The 3,575-nt window shown below is 74.2% G+C and carries 5 protein-coding genes and 1 pseudogene; 2 read left to right on the forward strand and 4 right to left on the reverse strand.

Annotated elements, in window-relative coordinates; all coding sequences use genetic code 11:
- Together AB0C29_RS38635 and AB0C29_RS38640 are read right to left on the reverse strand one after the other, a co-directional pair.
- A pseudogene (locus AB0C29_RS38635) lies at nucleotides 1–251 on the reverse strand (NADPH:quinone reductase); the annotation flags it as partial.
- A 56-nt stretch (nucleotides 252–307) separates the two neighbouring features.
- On the reverse strand, nucleotides 308–838 hold the full coding sequence (locus tag AB0C29_RS38640; protein ID WP_360831381.1) for a GrpB family protein: 531 nt from the start codon (nucleotides 836–838) through the stop codon (nucleotides 308–310).
- A gap of 41 nt (nucleotides 839–879) precedes the next feature.
- On the opposite strand from AB0C29_RS38640, the gene AB0C29_RS38645 reads away from it, so the two are divergent.
- Nucleotides 880–1,779: an LLM class flavin-dependent oxidoreductase gene (locus tag AB0C29_RS38645; protein WP_360831384.1), complete on the forward strand. Its 900-nt coding sequence runs from the start codon at nucleotides 880–882 to the stop codon at nucleotides 1,777–1,779.
- Between the two features lie 102 nt (nucleotides 1,780–1,881).
- Nucleotides 1,882–2,511 (forward strand): NADPH-dependent FMN reductase, encoded by a 630-nt coding sequence (locus AB0C29_RS38650; RefSeq protein WP_360831387.1) that lies wholly within the window; start codon nucleotides 1,882–1,884, stop codon nucleotides 2,509–2,511.
- 3 nt (nucleotides 2,512–2,514) lie between these two features.
- Here AB0C29_RS38650 and AB0C29_RS38655 read toward each other — a convergent pair whose 3' ends face one another.
- Nucleotides 2,515–2,805, reverse strand: coding sequence for a DUF1905 domain-containing protein (locus AB0C29_RS38655; protein ID WP_360831390.1), 291 nt, complete (start codon nucleotides 2,803–2,805; stop codon nucleotides 2,515–2,517).
- 162 nt (nucleotides 2,806–2,967) lie between these two features.
- Nucleotides 2,968–3,575: LamG-like jellyroll fold domain-containing protein (locus AB0C29_RS38660; RefSeq protein ID WP_360831393.1), on the reverse strand; the 608-nt coding region annotated here is incomplete at its 5' end.

The raw sequence follows: 3,575 nt of genomic DNA on the forward strand, positions 1-3,575 counted from the left end.
CCGGCCCAGGCCGGGTCGGCACCCGCACCGACCAGTGCCACCGTGCCGGCGACGCCGCTACCGGGCCGGTACGGCGGCCGCACCGGGAAGTAGTCGCCACCCTGCCCCTGGCGGATCATGGTCTCGACCCACAGCACGTCCGCGGCGGCCACCTCGACGACGACCTCACCCGGACCGGGCACAGGATCCGGCGCGTCCACCGCGACCAGCACCTCGGGCCCACCGAACCGGGCCACCTCGACCACCCGCACCCTGACCACCTCCGCTCGACAGCCGTCCGGGCCGAGCGTCCAACCTCAACGCGGCTTCAGGTCAAGCGCCGCAGCACCTCCGTGATGAAGGGCTCCTTGCCCGCCCGGTACCGCGGCCGGTCCCGGTCGTGGGCCGCGGCCAGGGCGGCTTTGCGGCGGGCGTTCTCGGCGGCGTCCGCCGGGTGGTCGCGCAGGTGGTCACGGAACGCGAGCAGCTGCGGCCAGTCCGGCGCCCGGTCCTCGACGACGTGCAGGTGGTGGGTGCGCCAGGCGATCGACGGGAAGCAGCAGGACCACTTCCGGCGTTCGGCGTCGCCGGGCTCCGGCGCATGCACCCAGCCGATCCGGGCCAGCGCGTCGATCAGGCCGCTGCTGCGCCCGTGGTCCTCGATGCGGGCCAGCATGTCGATGATGGGCTTGGCGGCGAGCCCGGGAACGGCGGTGCTGCCGATGTGCTCGACCCGGCCCACGAGCCACGGTCGCAGCGCTGCCTCGACCCGGACCTGCTGCTCGGCGAACGAGGCGGGCCACTCCGCACGGTAGGGCACCACGACGATCGGGTCCCGGCGCGGCTCAGGCTGCGGCACCGGTCCAGCGTAGAAGCCGCTGTTCTGCATAGACTCGCGCGATGTCTGCCAATCACATGCCGTCCCGGCCGCGGATCGGTGTCATGTTCGACCGCGATCGGGCACCCGAGGAGCTGGCCGCCTTCGCCGCGGCGGTGCAGGAGGCCGGCGCCGACGACCTGTGGGTGGTCGAGGACCTCGGCTGGGCCGGCTCGATCAGCTCCGCGGCCGTCGCCCTGGCTGCCACCGACACCCTGCGGGTGGGCATCGGCATCGCCCCGGTGGCGCTGCGCAACCCGGCGCTGCTGGCCATGGAGCTGGCGATGCTCGCGCGGGCGTACCCGGGGCGGCTGGTGCCGGGTCTGGGGCACGGGGTCGCGGAATGGATGCGGCAGGTGGGTGCGGAGCCCGCCAGCAAGCTGGCGCTGCTGGAGGAGACGATCGCCGGGGTACGCGCCCTGCTCGGCGGGGAGACGGTCACGATGCTCGGCCGCGAGGTGACCATCGACGGTGTCCGGCTGGTGCACCCGCCGGCCGAGGTGCCGCCGCTGGTCACCGGGGTGGTCAAGGCGAAGTCGCTGGAGTTGTCCGGCCGGGTCGCCGACGGCACGATCATCGCCGAGGGCATCGGCCCGGACCGGATCGCCGCGTCCCGGGAGCACATCGAGCGGGGCCGCGCCGCCGGTGACCGCCCGGCGCACGAGCTGATCGTCTTCGTCTATCTGCACGTGGAGGACGACGCCGGACGGGCCGCCGCGGCCACCCGGGACATGCTGGCGACCCAGGCGGCCTGGCTGGGCACCGAGCCGGCCGAGCTGTTCACCCTGATCGGGCCGGCCTCCATCGTGCCGGAGCGGGTGGCGGCGTTGCGGGCCGCCGGTGCGAGCACGATCGTGCTGCGTCCACTGGGTGACGCGCCGCTCGATCAGGTCCGGCGGGCGCTCGCCGCGCTGCGGGACTGAGCAAGGGGCTGAGCTGGAGGGTGAAGCGGACCACATGATCGACGTCCGCCGACCCCGCCGCGTCGCGGCCGGAACGTGAGCGCGCGGCCTTATCGTCTCGGCATGACGCGCATCCTGCTGATCACGGGCGGCACCAGTGCGGGTTCACTGCACACCGCCGCCTTGCGCACGGTGGCGCGGTCCGCTCCGGCGGATCTCACCGCCACGCTCTACGACGGTCTGCGGACGTTGCCGGCGTTCGTGCCCGGGGAGCAGCCGGTGCCCGAGGCGGTGGCCCGGTTGCGCGCCGAGGTCGACGCCGCGCAGGCCTTGCTGTTCAGCACCCCGGAGTACGCCGGGTCCCTGCCGGGCAGCCTGAAGAACCTGCTGGACTGGCTGGTGGACGGCGGTGACCTCAGCGGCCGGCCCGCCGCGTGGCTGTCGGTGGCCGCGCCCGGGCAGGACGAGAGCGCACTCACCGCGCTGCAGACCGCCCTGAGCTACGGCAACGCCAAGCTGCTGCGCCCGGCCTGCATCCGGGTGCCGCTCGATCCGGCCGCCGTGGACGCCCAGGGCCTGGTCACCGATCCGCAGCTGCACCGGGCCGGGCAGGACATCCTGGCGGCACTGGTCCGTTCGGCGGCGGCCCCGCGGCCCCGCGCGCAGCCCTCCTGGCAGGCCTACTCGAGTGTCTTCCCCGTGGTCATGCGGCGGGACGCGAGCACGCCGCGCGGGTGGCGGGCGCCGTCGTGACGCTCACGGCTGGTTGCGGACGGCGAGCCGCACCGCGACGGTGACGCCCTCGTCGAGCTCCTCCGCCCGCCGGACATGGGCCTTCACCGGTACGACGTACCGGCCGTCCTTGGGCCACAGCGAGGTCTCCCACGCGGTGCCGCCGATCCGCGCGACCACCGGGATCATGCCCCAGCCGTAGCTGGCGTACGACCAGGAGCGCAGCGTGACGCACTCCGGCTCCGGCACGGTCACGAAGTACCACGGGGCCGGCCCCCGCCAGTACCAGATGTCACCGGTGAACTCCAGATCCATGCCCGGCATGATGGCAGAGCGGTGCGACAGCGCCCGGCGACGGCGGACAGGGGCCGGACCTTGCCGGGTCCGGCCCCTGCCCTGCGCGGTGGTGACGGTCAGGCCGGCCCAGCCAGTGACCTGCCTGACCGCCGCCGCGCGTCTGCGCCGGGCGCGCCTCAGTCAGCCCAGCCGGGCGTACACGTCGTCGAGCAGGCCGTGGTACATGTCGCTCTTGGCGTTGAAGTTGGGGCCGCCGATGCGCAGCGGCAGGTTGTTGGAGATCGACAGGGTCGCGGGGACGGCGAGCCGGCCGCGCTCCTGACCGTCGACGTACACGCTGAGGGTGGCGCCCGAGCGCTGGCACATGACGGTGTGCCACTTGGCGTCGGCGACACCGACGCTGCTGCGGACCAGGTAGACCTTGGCCGATCCGCGGCCGACGACGACACACTGGGCCCGGCCCCGGGTGGCGCCGATCTGCATCTTCCACTGGCTGTCGGTGTCCACGACGCCCTTCTGGACGACGTTGGACGAGCCGGTGACCTGGGCCCGGGTGAGGCGGACCGAGGCGCCCCAGCGGAACGTGCGGGTGCCCGGGTCGAGGTCGGGGTCGTCGGTGCCTTCGAGCAGGGCGCGCGGGCAGGTCTTGGCCGTGGCGGCGCAGGCGGCGGGGAAGGACGCGTCCTTGTCGGCGGTGGTGCCGGTGAAGGTGACCCGGCCCTGGTCCGCGGTGCGGACGGTGAGGGCGGTCCCGCGGCCGGAGTTCTCGGCGACGCGGCCGGTGGCGC

This window comes from Actinoplanes sp. NPDC048791 (assembly GCF_040650095.1).
In the GTDB taxonomy this organism is placed as follows: Bacteria; Actinomycetota; Actinomycetes; order Mycobacteriales; family Micromonosporaceae; genus Actinoplanes.

Excerpts from the sequence above, each read along its gene's own strand:
- AB0C29_RS38655 (WP_360831390.1), bottom strand. The coding sequence starts at position 2,805 with ATGGATCTGGAGTTCACCGGTGACATCTGGTACTGGCGGGGGCCGGCC.
- AB0C29_RS38650 (WP_360831387.1), top strand. The coding sequence starts at position 1,882 with ATGACGCGCATCCTGCTGATCACGGGCGGCACCAGTGCGGGTTCACTG.
- AB0C29_RS38645 (WP_360831384.1), top strand. The coding sequence starts at position 880 with ATGTCTGCCAATCACATGCCGTCCCGGCCGCGGATCGGTGTCATGTTC.